General features: G+C 71.4%; 18 protein-coding genes. 2 read left to right on the plus strand and 16 right to left on the minus strand.

The features are described 5' to 3' along the window. Positions 1-38: 38 nt before the first annotated feature. From ACT3CF_RS08340 to ACT3CF_RS08415, 16 genes are all read right to left on the minus strand, one after another. Entirely contained in the window at positions 39-3452 is a 3414-nt protein-coding gene (locus tag ACT3CF_RS08340) for a TonB-dependent receptor (protein WP_478421785.1), read from the minus strand. A gap of 112 nt (positions 3453-3564) precedes the next feature. Further along, positions 3565-4512 carry a FecR family protein gene (locus ACT3CF_RS08345; protein ID WP_478421786.1) on the minus strand — a complete coding sequence of 316 codons (948 nt, stop codon included), beginning with the start codon at positions 4510-4512 and terminating at the stop codon, positions 3565-3567. Then, positions 4509-4985, minus strand: coding sequence for an RNA polymerase sigma factor (locus tag ACT3CF_RS08350; protein ID WP_478421787.1), 477 nt, complete (start codon positions 4983-4985; stop codon positions 4509-4511). Before ACT3CF_RS08350 ends, ACT3CF_RS08345 begins: the two co-directional genes overlap by 4 nt. Positions 4986-5212: 227 nt before the next feature. After that, positions 5213-7306, minus strand: a complete 2094-nt coding sequence (locus tag ACT3CF_RS08355) for a radical SAM/SPASM domain-containing protein (RefSeq protein WP_478421788.1) — start codon at positions 7304-7306, stop codon at positions 5213-5215. 189 nt (positions 7307-7495) lie between these two features. After that, positions 7496-8272, minus strand: coding sequence for a type I methionyl aminopeptidase (gene map / locus ACT3CF_RS08360; RefSeq protein ID WP_478421935.1), 777 nt, complete (start codon positions 8270-8272; stop codon positions 7496-7498). 22 nt (positions 8273-8294) lie between these two features. Further along, entirely contained in the window at positions 8295-8546 is a 252-nt protein-coding gene (locus ACT3CF_RS08365; RefSeq protein WP_478421789.1) for a ParD-like family protein, read from the minus strand. 89 nt (positions 8547-8635) lie between these two features. Beyond that, positions 8636-9130: an FKBP-type peptidyl-prolyl cis-trans isomerase gene (locus ACT3CF_RS08370; protein ID WP_478421790.1), complete on the minus strand. Its 495-nt coding sequence runs from the start codon at positions 9128-9130 to the stop codon at positions 8636-8638. Positions 9131-9210: 80 nt separating this feature from the next. Next, positions 9211-10035, minus strand: coding sequence for an SGNH/GDSL hydrolase family protein (locus ACT3CF_RS08375; protein ID WP_478421791.1), 825 nt, complete (start codon positions 10033-10035; stop codon positions 9211-9213). A 35-nt stretch (positions 10036-10070) separates the two neighbouring features. Further along, a complete protein-coding gene (locus tag ACT3CF_RS08380) occupies positions 10071-11090 on the minus strand; it encodes an alpha/beta hydrolase (protein ID WP_478421792.1) in 1020 nt (339 codons plus the stop codon). A gap of 105 nt (positions 11091-11195) precedes the next feature. After that, entirely contained in the window at positions 11196-12518 is a 1323-nt protein-coding gene (locus tag ACT3CF_RS08385; protein WP_478421793.1) for a TolC family protein, read from the minus strand. Next, positions 12515-12814 carry a DUF3240 family protein gene (locus ACT3CF_RS08390; protein WP_478421794.1) on the minus strand — a complete coding sequence of 100 codons (300 nt, stop codon included), beginning with the start codon at positions 12812-12814 and terminating at the stop codon, positions 12515-12517. Before ACT3CF_RS08390 ends, ACT3CF_RS08385 begins: the two co-directional genes overlap by 4 nt. Continuing rightward, entirely contained in the window at positions 12807-15881 is a 3075-nt protein-coding gene (locus tag ACT3CF_RS08395) for an efflux RND transporter permease subunit (RefSeq protein WP_478421795.1), read from the minus strand. The genes ACT3CF_RS08390 and ACT3CF_RS08395 overlap by 8 nt, the downstream gene beginning before the upstream one ends. A 22-nt stretch (positions 15882-15903) precedes the next feature. Then, positions 15904-17079, minus strand: a complete 1176-nt coding sequence (locus ACT3CF_RS08400) for an efflux RND transporter periplasmic adaptor subunit (protein ID WP_478421796.1) — start codon at positions 17077-17079, stop codon at positions 15904-15906. Positions 17080-17121: 42 nt separating this feature from the next. Beyond that, complete coding sequence (locus ACT3CF_RS08405) at positions 17122-18144, minus strand: sensor histidine kinase (RefSeq protein WP_478421797.1); 1023 nt, start codon at positions 18142-18144, stop codon at positions 17122-17124. Continuing rightward, positions 18141-18818 carry a winged helix-turn-helix domain-containing protein gene (locus ACT3CF_RS08410; protein WP_478421798.1) on the minus strand — a complete coding sequence of 226 codons (678 nt, stop codon included), beginning with the start codon at positions 18816-18818 and terminating at the stop codon, positions 18141-18143. Before ACT3CF_RS08410 ends, ACT3CF_RS08405 begins: the two co-directional genes overlap by 4 nt. A 93-nt stretch (positions 18819-18911) precedes the next feature. Then, positions 18912-19793 (minus strand): LysR family transcriptional regulator, encoded by an 882-nt coding sequence (locus tag ACT3CF_RS08415; RefSeq protein ID WP_478421799.1) that lies wholly within the window; start codon positions 19791-19793, stop codon positions 18912-18914. Positions 19794-19891: 98 nt separating this feature from the next. On the opposite strand from ACT3CF_RS08415, the gene ACT3CF_RS08420 reads away from it, so the two are divergent. Beyond that, the gene (locus ACT3CF_RS08420) at positions 19892-21052 is read left to right on the plus strand and encodes an alkene reductase (RefSeq protein ID WP_478421800.1); all 1161 of its coding nucleotides are present in this window, start codon (positions 19892-19894) and stop codon (positions 21050-21052) included. After that, on the plus strand, positions 21049-22254 hold the full coding sequence (locus ACT3CF_RS08425; RefSeq protein WP_478421801.1) for an MFS transporter: 1206 nt from the start codon (positions 21049-21051) through the stop codon (positions 22252-22254). The genes ACT3CF_RS08420 and ACT3CF_RS08425 overlap by 4 nt, the downstream gene beginning before the upstream one ends. Positions 22255-22339: the final 85 nt, after the last annotated feature.

Raw genomic sequence — 22339 nt, forward strand, 5'->3', positions numbered from 1 at the left:
GCCCGCATCGTGCGAACGCCGGCCGAGGTTGCGAGCGATCAGAACGTGGCGCCGGCGCCGATCTTGAACTTGCGGCCGCCGAGATAGGTGGCGCCGGTGTAATAGCCGCCGACGATCTCCTGGAGATCGGGGGTGCGGGTGCCCTTGAGCAGGTCCGACCCCTCGAGATAGATGCGGTATTTGCGCGCGCGGTCGAAATAATATTCGGCGCGCAGGTCGAGCGTCCGGACGCTCTGGTCATAGACCGACAGCCCGCGCGGCGAGAAGTTGACGAGCTTGCGCGACTGGAAACCATAGGTCAGCGTGCCGTCGAAGCCGTATTTGTTATAGGTGAGCGCCACCGTGCCGGTGTGCTTCGGCTGCTGGTTGAACGGCACGCCGGAGAATTCGTAGAGGCCGTTGCTGCCCGACGGCGCATAGGCCCAACTGTACCGCTGCCACCGGCTCGAATGGGTGAAGGTGTAGTTGGCGATGATGCCGAGCCCGCCGAGCGCGCCGGGGAGGAAGTCGAACTGGCGTTCGAAGCGGCCCTCGAGGCCCCAGAGCGTCGCGGCGTGCGGGCTGTTGATCGGCGAGGTGCCGGTGATGAAATAGTTTTCGAGATGCGCCGGGTCGAAATAGGGCGCGCCCTGGAAATAGGGGCTGTTCGGCAGCGTCACGCCGGCGAGATTGGCGGGGCCGTTTGCCTCGTTCGCCTGGAGCAGGTTTTCGATCCGCTTGTAGAAGCCGCCGAACTTGATGATGCCGATCTTGTCGTAATATTCGACGTTGAGATCGAAATTGTGCGTCGTCGCCTGCTTGAGGTTCGGGTTGCCCGAGTTGAGCTGAAGGATCGGCTTGACCCCCTGCGGCCCCGGGATGGGGATGTTGATGAAGGTGATCCGCGTCTGTTGCGACAGGTCGTTGATCCGCGGGCGCGCGACCGAGAGGAAATAGCCGCCGCGGAAGATCAGCTTGTCGCTCTGACGGAAGTTGAACAGGACGCGCGGCAGGAAATCCTCGGACTTCGCCTTTTCGGTGACGAGCTTGCTGAACGCGTTCTGGAACAGCACGTCGGTGCCGAAGCCGCCGCCATTTTCCGGCAGGATCGGGCCGATATAGTTGGGGAAGGCGAGGTTGGTCGCCGACAGGTCGGTGCGGTTGTAGCGCACGCCGCCGATCACCTCGAGCTTGCCGAACTGGAGCCGGCTCTGGACATAGGCGGCGTAATTGTCCTCGCGCGTCCGCTGCTTGTCCTGCCCCGGAACCGGCGCGAGCGGCGACAGCGCGAATTGCGGGTAGCGCGCGAGATAGTCGCCCATATGGTCGAAGAAGCCGATCACGGTGTCTTCGCTCATCGCGGTGAAATTGGCGCCGGTGACGCCGACGCGGGTGAGGTCGGTGGGCGAGAAGGGCAGGCCGAGATCGGCGATCGACGCCTTGCCCGCGAACTGGGTGCGGCGCAGGTCGTTGCGGAATTCGGCGCGTTCGAAGCGCGCGCCGACCTGGACATATTTGAGGAAACCCCAGTCCATGTCCCAGCGCAGGCTGGTTTCGGCGGTGTAGCGGTCGTTGCTGCCGCTGGTCCTGTCGATCCCGCCGGTGCCGTTTTCGATCGTGTAGAGGCGCGGGTTGTTGATCAGCGCCCAGCCCGCGTCGCTGAGCTGCGGGATCGGAATGCCGTCGCCGCTGCGCCGGCCGAACGGCGTGATGATATAGCCGAGCTTCGGATCGGTCGCCCCCGGCTGGAACAGCGCGGCGGTGGCGTCGCTGTCGGGCATGCGCAGGTCGAGCACGGTGTTGCGGCCATGCTTTTCGCCGCCATGGGCATAGCCGGCCATGTAGTTGAAGGTGAGCTTGCCCGCCGTGCTCTTGCCGGTGAAGCTGTAGGTGTCGGTGACGTTCTTGACGTCCGGATCATAGGCATAGGCCTGTTCGCGCTGGATCGCGAGATTGTCCGGATCGAGGCTGAGGTGCAGCGCCGAGACGGGATCGCCGCCCGGAACGTCCGAATATTTGCTGAGCGCCGTGAAGCTGTCGGTCATCGAATAGTTGGTGCGATTGACCTCGGCGTGCTGGAAATCGAACTTGAGGTTGGTGTGGTCGGCGATCTGCCATTCGGCCGACAGCGTCGCCGCGATCGTCGACTGCTTCACATGGTTGAAGCTGGCGGCAAGCGAGGTGACATAGGCGCCGTCGTCACCCGCCACGAAGGGAAAGCTGGTGCGCGGATCGACCGCGTCGTTGGCGGTCAGTGACGGCGTGCCGTCGGCGGCGTTGGGCAGGAAGGCGCCGAACCGGGTCACGGTGCCGTAGGAGATGTTGCGCACCGAATTGCGCCGGAACTGGACCGACGCGCTGAGGCCGAAATTGTCCTGCGCGCCGAAGCGGCCCGCGACCGTGCCCGAAACCAGGAAATCCTTGCTGAAATCCTTGCCGCTGAGCCCGCCTTCGAGCTGGAAGCTGGCATAGCGGCGCGGGCGGTTGAGCGGCGACAGCGTCTCGATCTCGATCAGACCGCCGGTGCCGGCGCTGTCCTGGCTGGGCAGCAGGCTCTTGCTGATCGTGATCTTGCTCACCGAATCCGCCAGCAGGTTGCTGAGATCGGCCGAACGCCCCATGCCGTTGCCGACGGGAAGCTGCAGCCCGTTGAGCTTGACGTTGTTCATGTCGGGATCGAGGCCGCGCACGATGACGTTGGTGCCGTCGCCGGTGACCGAATCGCGCTGGAACGAGATGCCCGGCGCCCGGCGCAGCGCGTCCGAGAAGGTGGTGCCGGTGAAGTTGCCGAGATCGTCGGCGGAGACGACGTCGGTGTTGTTTTCCGCCGCGCGCTGAAGGTTGAGCGCGTTGGCGCGGGCGCTGCGCGTCCCGTAGACGACGATCGACTGGCCGTCGTCATAGCCGCCGCCGAGCGCGAGCTCGACGCGCGCGGTGTCGTTGCCGACCGTCACCGTCTGGGTGCGCGTTTCGAAGCCGAGAAAGGCGATTTCGACGGTGTAGGTGCCGGGTGCGAGATCGGCGAAGCTGAAATCGCCGTCATCGTCGGCGGTCGTCGTCTGCCCCGTTTCGACGATCCGCACGAGCGCGCCCGCCAGCGAACGCCCGCCCTCGTCGCGCGTCAGATGGCCTGAAATCCCCCCTTTGCCGCTGCCACGCCCCTGGCCGACGGGCGGGACGACGATGAACGAGCCGCCCGCGGTGACGTTGAGCGACAGGCCCGACCCCTGAAGCAGCGCCTGATAGGCCTCGCGCGCGGCGAAGGCACCGTGGAGCGCGGGCGCCATGCGGCCGCGCAGCGACGGACCGTCGAACACGATGTTGGTCGCGGTGCGCGCCGCCACCGAGCGCAGCGCGGCTTCGAGCGGCTGGGCCGGCATGTCGAAATTGTACCGCGTCTGCGCCTGGGCAACCGGGATGGCGGACAGGCAGCAACCGGCTGCGAGGACGGCAAGCAACTTTCTGGACGGCATGGTCATTCCCCCGGGGAGCGCGACCCTCTTCGCTGTCTCCCTTACCCGCCTAGACGATGCTGCATTGCGAAACCGACATGGGTTCGACACATAAATGTCACTCGGAGCGTTTTCAGCGCATGATCCGGATAGTTTTGGCGCTTTCGTCGACGCGCAGGTGATGCAGTGCGGCGACGGCGCGGGCGAACTCGCCGGTATCGTTGGTCGCGAACACGCCCGAGATCTGAAGCCCGGCGAGCCCGGCATCGGCGACCACGAGCCGCGGGCCGCCATAACGGTTCATTTCCGCCACCGCGTCGGCGAGCGGCGTGTTGGCGAACACCGCCTGTCCGCGTCGCCAGGCGGTCGCGACCTCGACCGGCTGAACGTCGATCCGCGCCGGCCCCTGCGCCGCGGCGCGCAGCCGCTCGCCGGGGTTGAGGAAGGTGGGCGGCGCGGCGCGCGCGGCGGGATCGAGATCGGTCACCGCGACCTTGCCGTGAAGCAGCGTCACGCTGACCGAACCGCCCTGGCGGCGCACGACGAAGCTGGTCCCGACCGCGCGGATCTGACGATTGCCGGCGCGGACGAGGAAGGGGCGCGCGCTGTTGTGGGCGACCTCGAACATCGCCTCGCCGCGATCGAGCACGACCAGCCGCGTGTCGGCGCGATAGCGGACCTGAACGCTGCTGTCGGTATTGAGCGCGATGCGGCTGCCGTCCTCGAGCGTCGCGACCTTCTGTTCGCCCACCGCGGTCGAATAGGCGGCGGGGCGCGCGAGCCACAGGAGCGTCGCGGTGGCGACGAGCGCGACGAGCATCGCCGCGAGCGCGAATGCGCGCGCGTGCCCGCCGATGCGCGGGATCAGACCCGTCGGTGCGCGGCGGGCGTCGCGCGGCCGGGCGATTTCGGGAAGATCGGCCCAGATGTCGGTCGCGCGTTCGAACGCCTGCTGATGCGCCGGATCGGCGCGCAGCCATTCGCGGAACGCCGCCTCGCGTTCGGGCGTGCGCGCGTCGCCCTGAAGCCGGGCGAGCCAGGTCGCCGCCTCGGCGGCGGCGCGGGCATGGCGTTGCGTCACCACCCCTCCATCCACTGCATCAGTTGCAGCGTGGCGCGCGCGACCTGCTTTTCGACCGCGGCGACGCTCATCCCCTCGTCGGCGGCGATTTCGGCATAGGTCGCGCCGTCGAGCCGGCGGCGCAGCAGGATGCGCCGCGTCCGTTCTGGCAGCCGCGCCAGCCCGGCGCGGGCATGGGCCAGCCGCGCCCGTTGTTCGAGAACCTGCGACGGGTCGGGGCGCGCATCGGCGATGTTGAGCAGGTCGTTCGCGGGCGCAAAGGGCGCGCGCGCCTCGCGGCGGCGCCGGTCGATCGACAGGTTGATCGCCGCGGTGACGAGCAGCGCCTCGCGCGAGCGCGCCTGCTGTTCGCGTTCATAGCGTTCGATCCTCAGGAACGCCTCCTGCACCAATTCGTCCGCATCCTGTTCCGCGAATCCACGGCGAAGCACGGCGCGCTTCGCCTTTGCCAGCATGTCCGCAAGATCGGCCACGCCGCCGTTCCCCTAGTTAGACGTGCGAGACGGGAAACCCGGACAATCGCGATCGAGAAAGGAGTTGGAGCCGCCCATGCGCGACCTTTGATCGACATCGCCGCGCTTGCCAAGGGGCAAGCGCGGGCGGCCAGTGCCGGGGTTGCGCCGGGGGCGGGCGCTATTCGGCAAAGGCGACGGGATCGCCGTCGGGAGCGCGGACGATCCGCGCCGCGGGCGCCGCGCGGCTAGATCCCCGGCGCGAAATGGCCGGCGGGGCGGGTCGGGCCGGGGAGATTCTTGCTCGCGCAGTGGCGTTCGGGGCCGCCGAGGCAGATCTGGCACCCGCGGCTGGTGGCGATGCCGTTCGAAAGCTGTGCGAAGATCTGCAGCGCTTGCGGGCTGGTGAGCGCGGTGCGCAGGTCGGGAAAGTCGGACAGCGCGCCGAAGGTCGCGGTGCTGTTGAGGTCGAGGCAGCAGATGCCGAGCCGCCCGGTGGCGAAGATCGCGAGCGACGGCGTCGCGGTGAAACCGCAGCTCTGTCCCGTCACCAGCTTGCGCTCGACCGACCAGCGCGGATCATATTCGAGCAGCAGATTGGCATAGGTGCCGACCGGGCGGGCCGACATGAACGCCTGTTGCAGCCCGCCATTGACGTCGCGCCAGGTGAGGATGGGCAGGTGCGTGCTGTCGCCCTGGGTCGACTCCCGGAATGCGCCGCGCAGGTCGGCGTCGCTCGTCCGGTGGGCCTGGGCGCCGCTTTCGGGCGGCGCCGCTGCGGCGATCGTTTCGGCAATCGCCTCCCATTTGCGGACATGCGCGATCAGCCGTTCGGGCGTGTCGGGAAAGGCGTGGCGCGTGACCGGGTCGACGCGCGGATCCTCGGCGCCGTTGGAGACCATCTGATAAAGGCGCAGATGCGACGGGGCGCGTTCGGCCACCATCTGCCGCAACAGCGCGGTGACGCGGGCGACCAGCGTGTCATAGTCGCCGATCTTGTGACTGCGCGTCGCCTCGTAAGACGCCTGGCTGTCGTTGTGGAGCGAGATGGCGATGCCGGCAGGATAGTTGTTCGAAAGCTGCTTGAGCTTCTTTTCGACCAGCGTCATCCCGTGCGAGGTGAAATAGGTGGGGAAGCGCACGTCGCGTTCGCGGATATAGGCGAGGATCTCGGCAATGTTCGGGTGCAGCAGCGGCTCGCCATAGGCGTTGAGCTGCATCGAGCCCACGCTGATCGTGTCGCAGAGCTGGTCGATCAGGTTCTTGACCTGATCGAGCGGGAGCCAGGTGCGCGCATCCTCGCGGAACATGTCCGGGCAGAAGGTGCACTTCTGGTTGCAGTGGTTGGTGATTTCGAGCCAGACGATGTCGACATGCGGCTTGCCGTTGCGCATCGGGTAGCCGGTGACGGCGGGGGTCGCGTCGGCGGGGGGGAGGCAATCGCGGAGGGTGGCGGCGGCGGTCCGGGCTTCGGCGGGGTCGAGGAAAGGTAGCGCTCCCGCGGCCATCCGCGCATCGAGCAGGTCGGCCGCCGCGGCGGTGACGCCGGCCGCCGCCGCGAGCGCCCAGCGCAGACGGTCGGCGCGCAGTCGGGCCGTGTCGCCGCAGGCGGCGTGCATCGCGGCGACAAGGGCGAGTTCGGGCGCGAGCAGACGCTTGTCGGCATCGCCCAGCGGCAGCGCGAGCGCGGCGCCGATCAGCGCATCGGTCGCCAGGACGTCGCCCGCGGCGAGCGCGAAGCGGATGCGGGCACGGTGCGCGGCGAGGTCGAGCGGCGCCGCGTCGATCCGCGCCTCGGCCGCGGCGGCATCGGGAAACGCAAGCGCCGCCTCGTCCAGATAGGCGTCGGGCGCGGGCGTGCAGCCGGCCCAGCGGCAGCGCGCCACCCATGCCGCGTGCCGCACGCCGGGGCCGATCAGATATTCGCGGACCTGCGCGACCAGCGCCGCGGCCTGTTCATGCGCGCCCGCCGCCGAGAGCAGACCGATCAGCGTGATCGAGCCCGTCTCGTTGACCGCGCGAATGTCGCGCGCACGGTCGCCGAAAATCCCGGCGAGCGTCTGATCGAACATCCGCGCCGCAAGCGCGGCGGGCAGCGCGGCAAGCGCCGCATAGGCCGCCGCCGAGCGCGTATCGGCCCGGAACGCCTCGATCACCAGCGCGACGCAACGTTCGAGCACGGCGTCCAGCCCGGCGATCCCGTCGGCCGCATCGTCGGCAAACGGCGCCAGCGCCGCGCCGATGCCGGCCAGCCCGGCGCCGTCGAGCAGCCGGTGCGCGCGTTCCACGGTGTCCCCGAAGCCGACGGCAGACGGGGCGGGCAGGATCGTCGATTCGAACAAGGCGTCGCTCCGGCATGGTTAACGGACGGGCACGGGCATCGGCGGCCATGCGATCAGCCGAGCAGGCTCATCATAGGACGGCGCAGGCGCGGGCGACCGCCGACGGCGCGATAATTCGTCCGGATCGGGCGCATTGCCGGCGGCCGGGCGGCCGGCCGCGCGGGCGGACCGCGCGGCGTTGCGCTGCGCCTATTCCGCCGTGCCGCCGGGCGTTTCGTCGCGGCGGAGCGTGAGGACTTCGACGCCGGTTTCGGTGACCGCGACGGTGTGTTCGAACTGGGCCGAGAGGCGGCCGTCGCACGTCACGACGGTCCAGCCGTCGTCGCGCGTGGCGACGCGGCGCGTCCCCTGGTTGAGCATCGGTTCGATCGTGAACACCATTCCCGGCTGGAGGCGCAGCCCGGTGCCGGGGCGACCGAAATGGAGGACTTGGGGCGCCTCGTGCATTTCGCGGCCGATGCCGTGGCCGCAAAAGTCGCGCACGACCGAATAGCCGTGGCGACGGGCACAGCGTTCGATCGCATGGCCGATGTCGCCCAGATAGCCGCCCGGGCGAACCGCGCCGATGCCGTGCCACATCGCCGCACGCGTCGTTTCGACCAGCCGGCGCGCGGCCGGCGCCACGTCGCCGACCAGATAGGTCTTGCTCGAATCGGCGATGAAGCCGTTCTTTTCGAGCGTAATGTCGAGATTGACGATGTCGCCGTCGCGGATCTGTTCGTCGTCGCTCGGCACGCCGTGGCAGACGACGTCGTTCACCGAGCTGTTGAGCACATATTTGAAGCCATATTGCCCCTTGCTCGCGGGGCGCGCGGCGAGATCGTGCGTGATGAAGCGCTCGACACGATCGTTGATCGCCATCGTCGTCATGCCGGCAAGGTCGAGGCCGTCGAGCATCTCGAACACCGAAGCGAGCAGCCGCCCCGAAATGCGCATCAGCGCCAGTTCGTCGGGCGACTTGATCAGCGCCGAAGCCGGGGTGCGCATGTCAGGCCGCCACGCGATCGGCAGCGGCAGGCTCGATAGCGGCAGGCTCGACGGCAGCGGGATCGAGCGCACGGAGCTGCACCGCGGCGAGCTGCATCCGCACGATGTCGTTGAACGACAGCGTGGGATTCGCCTCTGCCAGCATGCCGATCTTCATCCAGAACTCGGCCTGGGCGTTGATCGAACGGCACATCACCGCACTGGCGCGCCGCGCCTCCTCATGCAGCGAATCCTCGATCTTGACGATACCCATGCGCAATCCCGACCACCAAAAGATATATGGTTCGTATATGAACCATATTGCAATCGGTCAATCGGGCAATCGGCGCCGCGATCGCGACGTCAGCGCGGTTCGATCCCGAGCAGCTCGATCCGGAACAGGAGCGTCGCGCCGCCGGGGATCGGGCCCTTGCCCTCCGGCCCGTAGGCGAGGTCGGCGGGGGTGGCGATTTCGATCGTGTCGCCGACGCCCATCAGCGGCACCGCCATCTGCCACGCGGGGATGAGCGCGGCGAGCGGGAAGGTGGCGGGGGCGCCGCGCTTGAACGAGCTGTCGAATTCGGTGCCGTCGACGAGCGTGCCGGCATAATGGAGCGTCACCACGTCGCTGACGCTTGGGTGCGCGCCCTTGCCGTCGCCCTTGATCCGCCGCCAGCGCAGCCCCGAGGGCAGCGCCTGCCACCCCTGGGCCGAGCCGCGTTCGGCGAGCGCGAGCATCTGGCGGTTGTGCCACGCCGCATCCTGCGTCCGGTCGGTCTGCGCGGTCACGCGGACGGCGACGAAGCCCGAGGCGGCACAGACGAGCGCGGCGAGCGCCAGTTTGAAGCGGCGAGACATGGCGGTGCGGTTCTTCCCTGTAGTCATCGACCGCGCAGACACCCCAAAACGCGCCGCCGCGCAAGAGCCGCCGTGGCGCGTCAGCGCGCGCCGAGCGTGCGGCGGATCGCCGCGAGCGCGAGCGGACGCATCAGCGCATAGCCCGCGGCGTTGGGATGCACGCCGTCGCCCGCGAGCCCCGGCCGCATCGCCCCCTGCGCATCGGCAAGCGCGGCGTGATAGTCGACAAAGGCGAAGCCGTTGGCGGCGGCATAGCCGCGCAGCCAGCGGTTGAATTCGATGATCTGCGGCGCCGGTTTCTTGTCGGGGCTCCACGGAAAGGCGCCCGCAGGCAGGATCGAGCCGAGGATCACGCGGATGCCGTGCGCGCGCGCCAGTTCGGCCATCGAGCGGATATTGCCCTGGACCACCGCCATCGTCGAGGCGCCGGTATTGCCGGCAATGTCGTTGGCGCCGGCAAGGATGTGGACCGCGCGCGGATGCAGCTCGATCACGTCCTCGCGGAAGCGCACGAGCATCTGCGGCGTCGTCTGGCCGCTGATCCCGCGATCGACCACGCCGCCGGTGAACAGCGACGGATCGGCGGCGATCCAGCCGTCGGTGATCGAATCGCCCATGAACACCACGTCGACGCGCGTGCGCGCGGCGCGCAACGCCGCATTCTGCGCGCGATAGCGGCAATGCTGGCCGAAATCGCGCGTGAGCATGTGGAGATTGGCGATCCGCCACGCATCCCCGTCGGCGGGCGCGGGATGCACGGGGCAGGGATCGTCGACGATCCCCGACGGATCGGCGGCATAGGGGTCGCCGTCGACGCGCGTCTGGGCCGCAGCGGGGGCGGCGAGGCCGAGCGCGAGGCCGGCAAAGGCCAGGGCGGCGGTTGCGACGGGGCGGGAAACGGGCATCGGCGATCCTTTGATTCGGGTTGCGTGCCGGCGCCTTACGCGGCCGCGGCGGCGGAGAAAACGGCGTGGCGGACGCCCCAGGCGTGGAAGAGACCCGGCCATTGCGACGCGGGCATGGCGGGCGACAGCCGCGTGCCGAAGCCGTGGCCGCCCTCGTCGAACAGGTGGAGCGCGGCGGGACGGTGCGCGGCGAGCATCGCCTGATAGAGCAGGATGCTGTTGGCGACGGGGACGGTTGCGTCGTCGCCGGCATGGACGAGCAGCACGGGCGGCGTGTCCGCACCGACGCGGCGTTCGACCGACGCGGCCTGTTCGCGCGCGGCGTCGGGCGCGGCGCCGAGCAGGTTGTTGCGCGAACTGCCGTGCGTGTAGCCGGGCGCCATGCTGACCACCGGATAGACGAGCCCGGCGAGATCGGGCCGGGCCGACAGCGCGTCGGCGGCGTCGACGGGGGCATAGCAGCGTTCGTCGAACCGCGTCGCGAGCGACCCCGCAAGATGCCCGCCCGCCGAGAAGCCGAGCACCGCGATCCGGCGCGGATCGACGCCGAAATCCGCGGCGCGCGCGCGGATCAGCCGCATCGCGCGCTGGGCATCCTGAAGCGGCACGAGATGGCGGTTTTCCCAGCCCTCGCCCGGCAGGCGATAGAGCAGGATGAAGGCGGTGATCCCGCGCGCGTTGAGCCAGTTCGCCTGTTCGACGCCTTCATTGTCGTAGGAGTTGAAGCCATAGCCGCCGCCGGGGACGAGCAGCACCGCCGCCCCGTTGGGGCGCGGCGCGCGGCGGACGACGAGCGCCGGGCGGTCGATGCCGCGAATCCAGCGGTCGGGGCGCGCCGGATCCTTCGACTGGTCCTCGACCCGGCGCCGGATGACGGTGCCGCGCGCGCCCGGAATCGCGCCGGGCCAGAGCGGGACGAGCGGATCGGCGAGCGCCGCCTGATCGGTATGGACAGCGGTGTCGGCAGCGGCCGGGGCGGGGGCCGCCGCGAGCGTGGCGAGCAGCCCGGCGCCGCCCGCGCGGAGCACGCCGCGGCGCGTTTCGACCTGGTCCATCCGCCCCCTCCCATTTCCTACGAATCGGCGATTTTGGTAACGCTAAACCATCGGAAAAGCGCCCTCAATGGCAGGACGGATCGTGCATTTTCGCGCAATTCGGTGTCAATCGGCGTCGTGATCGTGCTTTTCGACGCCGATCCAGATCACATGCGCGTCGATCTGAAGACGCAGAAGCGCACGGTCCGATTCCACCCGTGCGGCGATTTCCGCCCGGCGCGCCTCGGTCGCCTGACGCCGCGCATAGAGCAGTTCGGCAAGGTCGATCTGGCCGAGCGCATGGCCGCGCGCGATGCGGGCGACGGCGGCGTCGGCGCTGGTCACCGCCGCCTCGGCCCGGCGCCACGCGGCGATGCGGTTGCGCGCGTTGGCGAGATCGGTGTCGGCGACCGCGTTGACCCCGCGCTGGACGACGGCGAGTTCGAGCCGCGCGGCATTGGCCTCGGCGCTCGCGCGTTCGGCGGCGGCGCGGCGATGGCCCCCGCCGATCGGGATCGAGGCGACGAGCCCGGCGCCGCGCTCCATCCCGCCGCGTTCGCTGAACAGCCGCACGCCGAACGACGGATCGGCGAGGCGATCGGCGGCGGTGCGCCGCGCGACCACGCCCAGCCGCTGGGCCTCGCGGTCGGCGGCGCGGATTTCGTGGCTGCGGATCACCACCTGGTCGCGCAGCGCCGCCAGATCCTGTGCGGGGAGCGCAGGGACCGGCAATTCGGGCGGTTCGGCGGGCAGCGGCAGATCGGGAAAGTTGGCGGCGATCGCGGCGCGCGCCGCTTCGCGCGCGGCAAGCGACGCCTCGGCCTGCGCGCGCGCGCCGTCGAGCGCGGCCATCGCCTGATCGACGTCGAGCGGCGCGGCGTCGCGCAGCGCGACGCGGCGGCGGATCGCGGCGAGCGCCTGGTCGAGCGCGGCCACCGCCTCGGCATCGCTGCGATAGAGGCTGCCGGCGGCGAGCCATTCGTGCCACAGGTCGGAAAGGCGCAGCGCGACCTGGTGGCGGGCATCCTCCATCTGGTTTTCGGCGACCTCGACCCCGAGCGCGCCCGCGCGCGCATCGAGCGCGGCCTTGCCCGGCAGGCGGAAGGCGCGCGTGACGGTGGCGTCGAATTCGTTGAAATCGCCCTCGCGATCGACGGTGCGGCGGACATAGCTGCCCGTCACGGTGACTTCGTGCGTGCCGCGCGCGAGCATCGTCGCGCCCGCGCGCGCCGCCTCGACCCGTGCGAGCGCGGCGGCGACGGCGGGATGATTGTCGAGCGCGGCGATCACCGCCGGTTCGGGCGGCAGGTCGGCGCGCTGGGCGTGGAGCGGCGCGGTGCCGGCGAGAAGCAGCGCGGCGGCGGCGGCGAGCCGGGCGATGCGCGGCGCCAGGGCGCCGGGGCGGGCGATGCGCGGCGCGAGCGCGAGCGCGCGGGGGGCGGCGCTCATGCGATCCGCCCCGACGCCGCGACGGGAAGCGCGTGCCAGCGCACCGGCTGCGCACATTCGGCGGCGCCGACCGCGCGCACCGCATCGTCGAGCCGGTCCGCCGGCACGATCAGTTCGATCAGCGCGCGGCGGAGCAGGCCCGACACCTGTTCCACCGTCGTCGCATCGTCATAGTCCCAACCGCGCACGGTCCGTTCCCCGATCTGAATGGGCGCGCGGACGACGGTGCGGAGGGCATCGACCACCGCATCGGTATCGCGCCGCGCGCATTGGAAGCTGAGCAACAGGTCAGCCATTGGCGGCCTCCTCCTCGCGGCTTTCGCCGAAGCGTTCGAACAGGATCGGCAGCAGCACCAGCGTGAGCAGCGTCGAGGTGACGAGCCCGCCGATCACGACGATCGCGAGCGGGCGCTGGATTTCCGAGCCCGGCCCGGTCGCGAACAGCAGCGGCACCAGCCCGAAGGCGGTGATGCTGGCCGTCATCAGCACCGGGCGCAGCCGGCGTTCGGCGCCGATCCGCACCGTTTCGGCCATGCTGTGCCCCTGGGCGCGGAGCTGGCGGAAATAGGCGATGAGGACGAGCCCGTTGAGCACCGCGATGCCGAGCAGCGCGATGAAGCCGACCGAGGCGGGCACCGACAGATATTCGCCCGACGCCCAGAGCGACACCAGCCCGCCGACCATCGCGAAGGGGATGTTGACGAGGATCAGCGCCGCCGCGCGCAGCGACCGCAGCGTCGCGAGCAGGACGAGGAAGATCAGCGCGAGCGCGATCGGCACCACCAGCATCAGCCGCGCCGAGGCGCGTTGCTGGTTTTCGAACTGGCCGCCCCAGACGATGCGATAGCCCGCGGGCAGCCGCACCCTGGCCGCGACCGCGGCGCGCGCCTCGTCGACATAGCCGACCAGGTCGCGCCCGGTGACGAACGCCTGGACGAGCGCGAAGCGCGAGCCGTTTTCGTGGTCGAGCTTTACCGGCCCCTCGGTCCGCGCGATCCGCGCCATGTCGCTGACGCGCGCGAGCGTGCCGTCGGGGGTGCGCAGTTGCAGGTCGGCGAAGCGCGCAGGATCGGTGCGCAGCGCCGGATCGCCGCGGATGACGATCGGCACGCGTTTCTGCCCTTCGGCGACGACGCCCGCGCGGACGCCCTCGACCTGCGCGCGCAGCGTGTCCTGGAGCGTGTCGACGGGCATGCCGAAGCGGCCCGCGGCGGCGCGGTCGATGTCGAGCTGGAGATAGTCGACATTGTCGTTGGCGACGGTGAGCACCTCGGACGCGCCGCGCACCTCGGCGAGCGTGCGCTGGACCTGCCCCGCCAGATCGGCGAGCGTCGCGAGGTCCGGCCCGAAGATCTTGACCGCAAGGTCGCCGCGCGCGCCGGTGAGCATTTCGGAGACGCGCATCTCGATCGGCTGGGTGAAGCTGGGCTGGATGCCCGGCAACCCGTCGAGCGCGCGGCGCAGTTCCTCGATGATGTCGGCCTTGGTCCCGCGCCATTCGCTGCGCGGGCGCAGGCGGATGAAGGTGTCGGTCTCGTTCGGCCCCATCGGGTCGAGCCCGATCTCGTCCGAGCCGACGCGGGCGATGACGTCGGCCACCTCGGGCACCTTCATCATCGCGCGCTGCGCCGCCTGGTCGAGCGCGATCGACTGTTCGAGATTGATCGAGGGCAGCTTGGTGAGCTGAACGATCACCGAGCCCTCGTCCATCGTCGGCATGAACGCCTTGCCCACCGCGCCATAGGCGGCGCCGGCGATGACGAGCCCGAGCCCCGACAGCGCATAGACGATGCGGCGGTGCGCGAAGGCGGCGTCGAGCAGCCGGCGATAGCGCGGCGAGAGCATGCGCATGATCCACGGATCGCCGTGATGGCCGCGCCCCAGCCCGAACGAGGCGAGCACGGGCACGAGCGTGAGCGCGATGAGCAGCGACCCCGCCAGCGCGAACACGATGGTGAGCGCGACCGGACCGAACAGCTTGCCCTCGAGCCCCTGGAGCGCGAGCAGCGGCAGGAACACGAGCGCGATGATCGCGATGCCCGCCGAGACGGGGACGATCACCTCGCTCGCCGCCTGAAAGACGAGGTTGAGCCGCGGCCGGTCGGCCTCGCCCGGATGGCTGAGCCGTTCGACGATGTTTTCGACGACGACGACCGCGCCGTCGACGAGCATCCCGATCGCGATGGCGAGCCCGCCCAGGCTCATCAGATTGGCCGACAGCCCGGCGGCGCGCATGAACAGGAAGGTGATGAGCGCCGCCATCGGCAGCGTCGCCGCGACGATCGCCGCCGCGCGCCAGTCGCCGAGGAAGAGGATGAGCAGCACGACGACGAGCACCGTCGCCTCGAGCAGCGCCTCCTCGACCGTGCCGACGGCGTGGCCGATCAGGTCCGAGCGATCGTAGAAGGCGTCGATATGCGTGCCCGCGGGCAGCGTCTTTTGCAGCTCGGCAAGGCGCGCCCGGACGCCGTCGACGACCTGGCGCGCATCGGCACCGCGCAGCGCGATCACCAGCCCCTCGACCGCCTCCTCGCGCCCGTTGCGGCTGACCGCGCCGTAGCGCGTGAGGCTGCCCGTGGTGACGGCGGCGACATCGCCGAGCCGGACGATGCGGCCGTCGCGGCTGGCGACGACGAGCGCCTGGAGATCGGCGACCGACTGGATCGCGCCGACCGCGCGGACGATCAGCGCCTCCTCGCCCGCGGTGAGGCGGCCCGCGCCGTCGTTGCGGTTGCCGCTTTCGATCGCGGTGCGCAGGTCGGCGACGCTGAGATGCGCGGCGGCGAGCGCGAGCGGATCGGGGCGCACCTCGAACGTGCGGACCATGCCGCCGAGCGCGTTGACGTCGGCGACGCCGGGGACGGTGCGCAGCGCGGGGCGGATCGTCCAGTCGAGCAGTTCGCGCTTTGCCTGGAGCGACAGCGGCCCCTCGATCGTGAACATGTAGACGTCGGACAGCGGCGTCGAGATGGGCGCGAGCCCGCCCGTCACGCTGGCGGGCAGATCGCCCATCACCCCCGCGAGCCGTTCGGCGACCTGCTGGCGCGCCCAGTAGATGTCGGTGCCCTCGGCAAAGTCGATCGTGATGTCGGCGATCGCATATTTGGCCGAGGAGCGCAGCACCGCCTGCGACGGGATGCCGAGCATCTCCATTTCGATCGGGGTGATGACGCGCGTCTCGACCTCTTCGGGGGTCATCCCCGGCGCCTTGAGGATCAGCTTGACCTGCGCGGGCGCGATGTTGGGATAGGCATCGACCGGAAGCTGGGAAAAGGCCCAGCCGCCGAGCCCGGCGACGACGAGCGCGAGCGCCATGACGAGCAGGCGATAGGACAGCGAGGCGGCAACGAGCGCGCGGAGCATGAAGCGGGTTCCTCTCCGGCGATCAGCGGGCGAGCGCGAGCGCCTTGAGCGCGCTCGTGCCGTGGATGACGACGCGCTCGCCGGGGCGGACCCCGCCGAGCAGCACGACGCGCCCGTCGGCGGTGCCGCCCGGCGTCACGCGGCGGATCGCATAGCCGCCGGGTGCGGTGACGAACACGACGTCGCGCCCGTCGACCGAGGCGAGCGCCGAGGCCGGGAGCGTGACCGCCCCCGCCGGGGCGGGGCCGTGGACCGAAAGGCTGGTCGCGCGCCCCGCGACGACGCCGGGCGCGGCGGGAATCTCTGCCTTGAGGCTCGCCGAGCGCGTCGCGGGGTCGATCGTGGTGCCGACCGCGACGATCCGGCCCGACAGCGGCGCAGGCGCGGCGCCCGCATCGGCGCCGCCGGGCGCGGGGGCGGCGACGCCGTCGAGGCTGGCGCGCATCCCCGTGCGGACGGTGCCGACAAGGCGTTCGGGAAGCTGGCCGACGACCTCGTACCGGTCGGCGGCGTCGATGACGAAGGGCGCGGTGGTGCCGTCGACGGGGTTGCCCGCCTGGATCGCCGCGCTGGTCACGCGGCCCGCGATCGGCGCGCGCAGCGTGTAGGTGCCGTTGCCGCCATCGGCATTGGCCATGCGCAGCAGCCGCGCCTTTTCGCCCGCATCGACGCGCGCCTCGGTCGCGGCGGCGCCCGCCTCGTCGGCGCGGGCGCCCGCGATGATCCCCTCGCGGCTGAGCTGCGCGAGCCGCGCGGCATTGGCGCGGGCATAGCCGAGCCGGGCCTGTGCCCGCGCGAGATCGGCGCCGAGCGTGAGCACGTCGCGGCTGGCGATCACCGCGAGCGGCTGACCCCGGCGCACCGCGTCGCCTTCGACCACCAGCGTGCGCATGACGACGCCGGGAAAGGTCGCCGCGACCGCGACGCGCGCATTGGCGGGCGGCTGGATCGTCGCGGGGATGCTGGCGATCGGCACGTCCTGGGCGGCGGCGGCGGGCGCATCGGCGATGCCGAGCGCGGCGGCGTGGCGCGCATCGACGCGGAGCAGGTCGCCCTTTGGCGCGGCGGCGGTTTCGTGCGCGGCGGGCGTGTCGGACCGGGCGGGCGCGGCGGGCTGGCGCTGGGTGAACCACCAGAGGCCCGACAGCGCGAGCGCGATCGCGGCGACACCGGCGTAAAGAGCGGGTCGTTTCGGCATGACACCGCGCCTAGGCGGCGAAGCTGACGAATCCCTGACGGATCAGTCGGGAAAGCGCAGCAGCAGCGCGCGCGCGTCGGGATCGGTTTCGAGCGCGCCGCCATGCGCCGCCATGATGCGGTCGACGATCGCGAGGCCGAGCCCGGCGCCGTCGCGGCTGGCATGATCGGCGCGGCGATGGCGGCGGACGAGATCGGCGAGCCGGTCGGCCGAGAGGCCGGGGCCGGCGTCGCACACCGCGAGCAGGGGGCCGGGGCCGACGCGCACCTGGACGGTGCCGCCCGGCGGGGTGACGCGCACCGCGTTTTCGACCAGGTTGCGCAGCGCCGCCGCGATCGCCTCGCGCCGGCCGTGCGCGACCGCGGGCGCGGCGCGGTCGGCATCGAGATCGAGCGCGATCGTGCGGCCCGCGCCGATCACGCCGGGCGCCATCGCGGCGACCAGATCGGTCGCGAGCGCGGCCAGCGGCACCGGCTCGGGCGCAAGCTGCGCGGCGGCGGCGGCATCGACCTGGGCGAGCAGCATGAGCTGGTCGATCAGCCGCTGCATCGCGGCGACGTCGCCCTTGAGCCGCGCGGCATGCGGGCCGTCGAGCCGGTCGAGTTCGAGCGAGAGCAGCGCGAGCGGGGTGCGCAGCTCGTGCGCGACATCGGCGGCGAACGCCTCCTGCCGCAGCGCGGCGTCGTCGAGCCGGCCGAGCAGGTCGTTGACCGCCTGGGTGAAGGGCAGCGCCTCGGTCGGCATCGACGATTCGTCGATGCGGAAGCCGCGTTCGTGGCCGCGCGTCGCCTCGATCCGGCGCGCCGCCGCCTCGAGCGGGACGAACGCCTGCTGGATGACGCGCAGCCCGACGATGCTGACCGGCACCATCAGCACGACCATCGGCAGCCCGACATGCTCGATCACCTCCTTGAGCGCGCGCAGCGCGGCGCGGTCGGCGGGAAGATCGACGAACGACTGCCAGTAGAAGAAGCCGACCGCGCCGAGCAGCAGCACGCTGCCGACCAGGCCGATCAGCCCCAGCCCGCGCCGGAGCCGGTGCGTCACCGAGCGCCGGTGCGTCACGGCTCGACCATGCGCAGCATGTAGCCGACGCCGCGGATCGTGTGCAGGCTGCCGCCCGCGCCCGCCTCGTCGAGCTTGCGGCGCAGGCGCGACACGGTCGCCTCGACCGCGTTGGGGGTGACGGGCTCGCTGAAATTGTAGATCGCGTCCTCGATCAGGTCGCGATGGACGACGCTGCCCGCGCGACGCATGAGCAGTTCGAGCAGGTCGGTCTCGCGCCGCGACAGGTCGAGCGGGCGTCCGGCGGCGGTCGCGGCGCGCGCGGCGGTGTCGAAGCGCAGCGTCCCCGCCTGAAGCTCGGTCGGCGCGCGCGGGCCGGGGCGACGGAGCAGCGCGCGGAGGCGCGCGGCCAGCTCGTCGATCGCGACCGGCTTGACGACATAGTCGTCGGCGCCGGCATCGAGCCCGATCACGCGATCCTCGAGCGCGCCGCGCGCGGTCTGGATGATCGCGGGCGGTGCGCTGCGGTCGCGGCGGCGCGCGGCGAGCCAGTCGATCCCGTCGCCGTCGGGCAGGCCGAGATCGAGCACGATCGCATCGAAGGCGGCGCCCGCCATCGCATCGTCGGCATCGGCAAGGCTGGCGGCGACGTCGCACGCGAAGCCGCGGCGGTGCAGCCCCTCGGCAACGAGCGCCGCGAGCCGGGCATTATCCTCGACGACGAGCACGCGCATGGCGGACGGGCGACCTTTCGAACGGCGGAGCGCGCCGGGGCGGCGCGTCGGGGGGCTATAGCGGCAAAGCGGCGGCGGGCGAAGCGGGTTGGATCAAGGCCGGGCGAGATGCGCCTCGAACGCGGCGATGAAGCGGCGCGTCCGCGCGGGCACGAGCCGCGCGCCGGGGTGCACCGCCCAGACGTCGAGCGGCTCGACCGCAGCGTCGGCGAGCATGATCTCGACCAGCCGGCCCGCGGCGAGATCGTCGCGCACGCTCCATGCCGAGAGCAGCGCGATGCCGCCGCCGTGCAGGCACGCCTCGCGCAGCGCCTCGGGCGAGCTGGCCGAGAAACGGCCCGGCACGCGGCGGCGCAGCGGCTTGCCCGCAGGCGTGACGAACGACCAGCCGGGGCTGCCGGTGACGGTGAGGCAGGCATGGCCGGCAAGGTCGGCGAGGCGCGCCGGGGCGGGATGCGCGGCGAGATAGGCGGGCGCGGCATAGAGCCCGCGCGGATTGGCGGCGAGGCGGCGCGCGATCAGCCCGCTGTCGCGCAGATGCGCGATGCGCAGCGCAAGGTCGATCCCCTGGCCGACCAGATCGACGATGCCGTCGGTGAGCAGCAGGTCGACCTGAACCTCGGGATTGTCGGCGAGGAAGCGGGGAATGAAGGGCGACACGACGCGCAGCCCGAACGGCACCGAGGCGGTGATCCGCAACAGCCCCGCCGCGCCGGCGCCCGACGGGCGGATCGCGGCGCGCGCCTCGGCCTCGTCGTCGAGCATCGCCTGGGCATGGGGCAGGAACGCCTCGCCCTCCGGCGTCAGCGACAGCGCGCGCGTGGTGCGATGGAGCAGCCGCGTGGCCAGCTCGCCCTCGAGCGCGGCCAGCGCGCGCGATGCCGCCATCGGCGCGATCCCGAGCCGCCGCGCGGCCCCGGCCAGCGTGCGGGCGCGCACCGCCTCGACGAACACGGCGACATCGGCGAGATTCATTATATCACCACGCGATATACAGGACGAACACAACGGCTAGCTAATAACCGCAGCACATTCAATCTATCTGGAGGGTCCGCAATCGCAGGAGATTTTGCATGTCGAACCCGTCCGTCGCCGATCCGTTGTTCACCCCGCTGACGCTGGGCGCGATCGCGCTCGACCATCGCGTCGTCATGGCGCCGCTGACGCGGATGCGCGCGCGCCAGCCCGGCAATGTGCCGCACGCGCTCAACGCGCTCTATTACGAGCAGCGGGCGAGCGCGGGCGGGCTGATCGTCACCGAGGCGACCGACATCAGCGAACAGGCGCACGGCTATCCCGGCGTTCCCGGCATCTACAGCGCGGCGCAGGTCGCGGGGTGGCGGCTGGTGACCGACGCGGTCCACGCCCGCGGCGGGCGCATCGTGCTGCAGATCTGGCACACCGGCCGCGTGTCGCACCCGACGATGCAGCCCGGCGGCGCGACGCCGGTGGCACCGTCGGCGGTGGTGCCCGCCGGGCAGCAGCACATGGACGCGACCGGCGCGCCGGTGACGCTGGTGGTGCCGCGCGCGCTGGAAGCCGGGGAGATCGCGGGCATCGTCGCCGATTTCGCCGCCGCAGTGCGCAACGCGCGCGAGGCCGGGTTCGACGGCGTCGAGATCCACGGCGCCAACGGCTATCTGATCGACCAGTTCCTGCAGGATTCGAGCAACCGGCGCAGCGACGCCTATGGCGGGCCGGTCGCCAACCGCGCGCGGTTCCTGCTGGAAGTCGTCGATGCGGCGGCGGCCGCCTGGGCGCCGGAGCGCATCGGCGTGCGGCTGTCGCCCTGGGGCCGCCACAACGGCATGGGCGACAGCGATCCCGCGACGCTGTACGCGCATGTCGGCGCCGAACTGGCGCGGCGCGGGCTGGCCTATCTGCACGTCGTCGAGCCGCGCGCCGACCAGACGAGCGACGTCAACGCGATCGACCCCGATGCGCCCGATGCCGGTGCGCTGCTGAAGCGCGCCTTTGGCGGGCCGGTGATTTCGGCCGGCGGCTATGTCGGCGACACGGCGCGCGCGGCGCTGCGCGAGGGGCGCGCCGACGCGATCGCCTTTGGCCGGCTGTTCATCGCCAATCCCGACCTGCCGCGCCGGCTGGCCGAGGCGTTGCCGATGAACCGTTACGACCGCACGAGCTTTTATGGCGGAACGGCCCGGGGCTATACCGACTATCCCTTCTACACCGCCGCAGCGCCGGCACCGGCGACGACAGGAGCGACCGCATGACGATGACCGCGCAACCGACGGCCGCCCGCGCCGTCCCCCGGAGCGAGCCCGCGACGATCGGCGCCGGGCTGACCTTTGCGATGGCGGCGGCGGCGGGGATCGCGGTGGCCAACATCTATTACAACCAGCCGATGCTGGGCGTGATGACGCGCGACCTGCCGGGACGGGCGGCGGGGCTGATCCCCACCGCGACGCAGCTCGGCTATGCCGCCGGGCTGTTCCTGCTGGTGCCGCTGGGCGACCTGGTCGAGCGGCGGCGGCTGATCGCGATCCAGTTCGGCGTGCTCGCGCTGGCGCTGGTCGCGGCGGCGCTGGCGCCCGACGCCGCGTCGATGCTGGTCGCCTCGCTGTTGCTGGGCGTCGCGGCGACGGTGGCGCAGCAGATCGTGCCGCTGGCGGCGCATCTGGCATCGCCCGCGCGGCGCGGCGCGACCGTCGGCACGGTGATGGCCGGGCTGTTGTGCGGCATCCTGCTCAGCCGGACGCTGGCCGGGCTGGTCGCGACGCATGCCGGGTGGCGCGCGATGTTCTGGCTGGGCGTGCCGATGGCGCTGGGCGCGGGCGCGCTGATGCGCGCGCGGCTGCCGCAGAGCCGGCCCGAGGGCACGCTGCGCTATGGCGCGCTGATCGCGTCGCTGCGTCACCTGTGGGCCGAGTTTGCCGAGTTGCGGACCGCCGCCTGGACGCAGGCGCTGCTGTTCGGTGCGTTTTCGGCCTTCTGGACGATCCTGGCGCTGCACCTGCAGGCGCGTTTCGGACTGGGCGCCGACGTGGCGGGGCTGTTCGGCGTGGTCGGCGCGGTGGGGATCCTGGCGGCGCCGGTCGCGGGCCGGCTGGCCGACCGGCGCGGGCCGCACGGCGTGATCGCGCTGGGCGCGGGCCTGACGCTGGCGGCATGGGCGGTGTTCGCGCTGTGGGACCGCGTGGCGGGGCTCGCCGCGGGCGTGATCCTGCTCGATTTCGCGGTGCAGGGGGCGCTCGTTTCGAACCAGCACATCGTCTATGCGCTGCGCCCCGAGGCGCGCGCGCGGCTCAACACGCTGTTCATGGGCGCGATGTTCCTGGGCGGCGCGGGCGGATCGGCGGCGGCGACCGCGGCCTGGGCGCTGGGCGGATGGCACATGGTGGCGGGGCTGGGCATGGCGCTGTCGCTCGCCGCGGTGGCGATCCAGGCGGGCAGCCGCATCGCCGGGCGACGCTAGATCCGCCGCGCGTGCGTTGTTCCGGCGGCGGCCGCGGCGGGGGGCTTGACTCTGACATGATGTCAGACCCCAGATGTCCGGGCGC

The organism is Sphingomonas chlorellae, assembly GCF_056485145.1.